The following is a 4,129-nucleotide window of genomic DNA, read 5'->3' on the forward strand; positions in this document are numbered from 1 at the left end:
GGACTCCCCTACGGCCTCTTGCCCACGCCTGCGTTCCTACGTCAGTCAACGTCGTATCCCCCGGGGTTCCTCCCTGGCAACGTCAGTGATGTCCAGACTGGCGGTGGCGTTGCGGGTAGGGTCCTCATCCGCCGGGGTGCCGGCAGCGGCCGGACGGCGAGCCCGCCCGGCGCAACACCACAGCGGACACACGTCGTGGCTCGGCCCCAACTCACTGAGTGCCCGTCGCGGCACGTCGCCGTGCCTACGCTCGTCCAGCAGTTCGCGGACCATCGCAACAAAACGGCGGTCGGTCCCCACCGTTGCCGCCCGGCGAAACGTCAGACCTGCTGTACCGGCCCGCGCGGCCGCCTCCACATCGAGATCGTAAACGACCTCCATGTGGTCACTGACAAAACCAATCGGTACCACCACAACCGCGGTCATGGTATCAGTGGCGCCGAGCGCCGCGAGATGGTCACCGATGTCCGGGACGAGCCAGGGGACGTCCGGCGGCCCGCTGCGGCTGACATAGGCGAGGTCGTAACGGTGGCGGCGCCCGGTCCGGGATGCGACCCGGTCGGCGACCGCACGGGCCGCGGCCGCGAACTGCCGGGGGTAGGCGCCACCGCCCGGGCCGCTGGTTTCGGCCTGCGCAGTGGGAATCGAGTGGGCGACGAAGACCAATCGCGTGCTGTCCGACGAGGACGCCGGAACCGTTGCCAACGCGTCGACCACATGGTCGACCATGGGCAGGACAAAGCCGGGATGGTCGAAGTAGTGCCTCAGCTTGATCAGTTCCGGTACGCCCGAACCGACCGTGGCCCGCGCGTCCGCGAGATTTTCGCGGTACTGGCGGCAACCGGAATAGGAGGCGAAGACGGACGTGACAAAGCAGGCCGCCCGCCCGATGCCGTCGCGGCGCATCTCCGCGAGGGTGTCGGCGAGAAACGGCGACCAGTTGCGATTGCCCCAGTACACGGGCAACGGTGCGAGGTCGGCTTTCAGCGCGGCCAGTAAGGCGCGGTTCTGGTCGTTGATCGGGCTGCGGCCGCCGAAGCGGTGATAGTGCTCGGCAACCTCGCCCAACCGTTGATCCGGGATGCCGCGCCCGCGGGTGACGGTGCGCAGGAACGGCATGACGTCCTCAGGCGCCTGCGGGCCGCCGAAGGAGACCAGCAGCAACGCGTCGACCCCGACCGGAGCAGCCGGCCCAGGGCCGGTTCCGATATGATCAGCTGTAGTCCTCCTGGCGCCCGACACGCCTCGATCGTCCCCCGCGCACGGTGCGCACCGCATCCCGGGGGGTCGGCTGTAGGCGCTGACGGCCCTTCTAGCGGGCCAAAAGGCGCGCGACGATCGTCAGATCACGTGCCCGGAGGCCGCAGTCCCCGGCACTAATGCCCCATTCCGAGCCCGCCGTCGACCGGGATCAGCGCCCCGGTGATGTAGGACGCCGCCGGCGAGGCCAGGAACGCCACGAGTGCGGCCACATCCTCAGGCTCACCCATGCGCCGGGCCGGCACCTGAGAGACGAGGTTGTCGCGCTGGGCGTCGGTGAGTGTGTCGGTCATGTCCGTGCGGATTGGGCCGGGCGCCACGATGTTCGCGGTGATGCCGCGCGGTGCGAGCTCACGGGCCAGCGAACGGGCCAAGCCGATCAGGCCGGCCTTGGACGCGGCGTAGTTCGCCTGCCCGGCGGCACCGCTGGTCGCCGACACCGACGAAATGAAGATCAGACGTCCGCGCCGCATCCGCAGCATCGGCCGGGCGGCCCGTTTGGCCACCCGATACGCGCCGAGCAGGTTGGTATCGACGACCTCCTGGAACACGTCCTCGCTCATGGTCAACAGGAGGGTGTCCCGGGTGATCCCGGCGTTGGACACCAGCACCTCCACCGGCCCGAGCTCGGCTTCGACTGCGGCGAACGCCTTGTCGACCCCCTCCATGCTGGTGACGTCGAGCCGGACACCGAACATCCCGTCGGGGGCGCCTCCCCCACGGCTCGCCACGGCCACCCGGTCGCCCGCCGCGGCCAGCGCCGCCGCACACGCGGCACCGATCCCTCGATTACCCCCAGTTACAAGTACCACACGCCCCTGAGCCTCCGCCATAGGTCGGATGGTAACCGTCAGATGGCGCAACCAGTGGTCTCACCGTCCGCGACACACCGGACCCCCGCCATGACGGCTGCTTCGCGAGACGATGCGGCAGTGCGCCTGACCATCAAAGTTCGCCCCGGATCGGCCCGGACCTCGGTCGGCGGTTTCCAGGAACTCGCGACCGCTGGTGAGCCCGTCGGCGCCGGTGGTGGGCTGGCGCTGATCGTCCACGTCACCGCCCCCGCTGTGGACGGCCGGGCAACCGAAGCTGCGCTGCGGGCGCTCGCGACCGCCTTTGGTGTACGCCGCCGCGAGGTCGTGCTGGTCACAGGCGCCACAAACCGCATGAAGATCGTCGAAATCGGCGGGCTACCCGAGCCCGAACTACGCGGCCGACTCGCCGAGCTCGGCGTCGGGCCCGACAGGCCGCCGGACCGACCAGGCGCATCAGTCCGCACGCGCACCAGGTCCCGAAAGGATCAGTCCCCGAGGTAGGGCTGAGCAAGCATCGCACCCATCCCGCCATCGACCGGCAACGCGATACCGGTGACACACGCCGAGGCGTCCGATGCCAACCAGAGCACCGCTTCGGCGACGTCATGCGCGGTCACCGTACGGCCGAGCGGGATCTGCCGCTCGTAGCCGGCGAGTCGCTCCTCGCCCCCGACTCGCGAGGTGAACCTCGCGCTTGCGACGGCTCCCGGTACGACGGCGTTCACCCGGATCCCCTTCGGCCCGTACTCGACGGCGGCCGAACGGACCAGCTGCAGGAGCCCCGCCTTGGCGGACCCGTACGGGGCGACGCCGGGAACGGCAGCCAGACCCGCGGCGGATGCCGTACAGATGATCGAACCCCGGCCGGCGGGAACCATGGCCCGCAGCGCCGCACGCAAAAAGAAGAAGCTGGCGCCGAGGTTGAGCGCGAGGTCCGCCTGCCAACCGTCGTCCTCGATGGATACCAGCGGCCCCTGAGCCAGCCCGGCGCCGGCGTTACTGTGCAGGATGTCGAGCCGTCCCCAGGTAGCCACGACATCGGCGACGAGCTGGTCGACAAACGCCGACAGGGTGACGTCACCGGCGTACTCCTCGGCGCTACCGCCCTCGGAACTCACCTGAGCGACCGTTTCCTTCGCCCACTCGGGCACAAGATCATTGACCACCACATGAGCGCCGTGGGCGGCGAGCAGGCGCGCGGTCGCCCGTCCGATACCTGATCCGGCGCCGGTGACGATCGCTAAGCGGTTGTCCAGACTGCCGGTCAAGCAGTCCACCTCCGAATGGTCGACGCATCATCAAGCAGGCAGATAAGTTAAATCTAACAAAACAGACTCGACACAGAATGGAGAACGGCGATGGCGGGGACGCTCGTCGGCCGCAAGGCCCTGATCACCGGCGCCGGGCAGGGGGTCGGCCGTGGCATCGCCCTGGCCGTCGCCGCGCAGGGCGCGGCTGTCGCCCTCGTCGGGCGGACCGAGTCGAAACTGATCGAGGTCGCCAAGGAGGTCCATGAGCTCGGCGGCCGGGCGCTGACCATCCCCGCCGACGTGACCCGGCCGCAGGACATCGCCAGGAGCGTGACCGCGACGGTCGACGGGCTCGGCGGTCTGGACATTCTCGTCAACAACGCTCAGCAGACCGCGCTCGGCTCCATCCTCGACGTCGAGGAGTCCGTTCTCCAGGCATGCTGGGAATCCGGGACGCTCGCCACCTTCCGGCTGATGCGCGCGTCCTATCCGTATCTGCGTAACGGCGGCGTTGTGATCAACCTGGGCAGCTCGACCTCGGTGAATCCGATGCCGGTCGGCCGGGGTGTCTACGCGTCGGTCAAGGCCGCGACCCAGACACTAGGCCGGGTGGCGGCCGCGGAGTGGGGCAAGGACGGAATCCGGGTTCTGACCGTGCTGCCCGCGTCCACCAGCCCCGCCGCGGATGCGTGGGCGCAGGCGCAACCCGAGGAGTACGCCCGGAGTCTGAGCAACATCCCGCTGGGCCGGCTGGGCGACCCGCGCCACGACATCGGGGACGTGGTCGCATTTCTGTGCAGCGAC

General features: G+C 69.3%; 5 protein-coding genes. 2 read left to right on the plus strand and 3 right to left on the minus strand.

Going from position 1 to position 4,129, the window contains the following annotated elements:
• Nucleotides 1-45 precede the first annotated feature (45 nt).
• Both U9980_RS12270 and fabG read right to left on the minus strand, forming a co-directional pair.
• The gene (locus U9980_RS12270; RefSeq protein WP_416210248.1) at nt 46-1,242 is read right to left on the minus strand and encodes a ferrochelatase; all 1,197 of its coding nucleotides are present in this window, start codon (nt 1,240-1,242) and stop codon (nt 46-48) included.
• A gap of 134 nt (nt 1,243-1,376) precedes the next feature.
• Nucleotides 1,377-2,093 carry a 3-oxoacyl-ACP reductase FabG gene (fabG, locus tag U9980_RS12275; RefSeq protein ID WP_322768021.1) on the minus strand — a complete coding sequence of 239 codons (717 nt, stop codon included), beginning with the start codon at nt 2,091-2,093 and terminating at the stop codon, nt 1,377-1,379.
• A gap of 99 nt (nt 2,094-2,192) precedes the next feature.
• Between fabG and U9980_RS12280 the strand changes: the two genes are divergently transcribed.
• The gene (locus U9980_RS12280; protein ID WP_416210250.1) at nt 2,193-2,576 is read left to right on the plus strand and encodes a DUF167 domain-containing protein; all 384 of its coding nucleotides are present in this window, start codon (nt 2,193-2,195) and stop codon (nt 2,574-2,576) included.
• Here the strand turns inward: U9980_RS12280 and U9980_RS12285 are convergent.
• Entirely contained in the window at nt 2,561-3,343 is a 783-nt protein-coding gene (locus tag U9980_RS12285) for an SDR family NAD(P)-dependent oxidoreductase (protein WP_322768023.1), read from the minus strand. The two genes, U9980_RS12280 and U9980_RS12285, sit on opposite strands and share 16 nt — an antisense overlap.
• Before the next feature lie 90 nt (nt 3,344-3,433).
• Between U9980_RS12285 and U9980_RS12290 the strand changes: the two genes are divergently transcribed.
• On the plus strand, nt 3,434-4,129 hold a 696-nt coding region (locus U9980_RS12290; RefSeq protein ID WP_322768024.1), incomplete at its 3' end, for an SDR family NAD(P)-dependent oxidoreductase.

The organism is Protofrankia sp. Cr1 (assembly GCF_963555865.1).
Classification (GTDB): domain Bacteria; phylum Actinomycetota; class Actinomycetes; order Frankiales; family Frankiaceae; genus Protofrankia.

What these genes read in the sequence shown, in the direction of transcription:
- fabG (WP_322768021.1), bottom strand. Translation starts at nt 2,093, where the DNA reads ATGGCGGAGGCTCAGGGGCGTGTGGTACTTGTAACTGGGGGTAATCGA.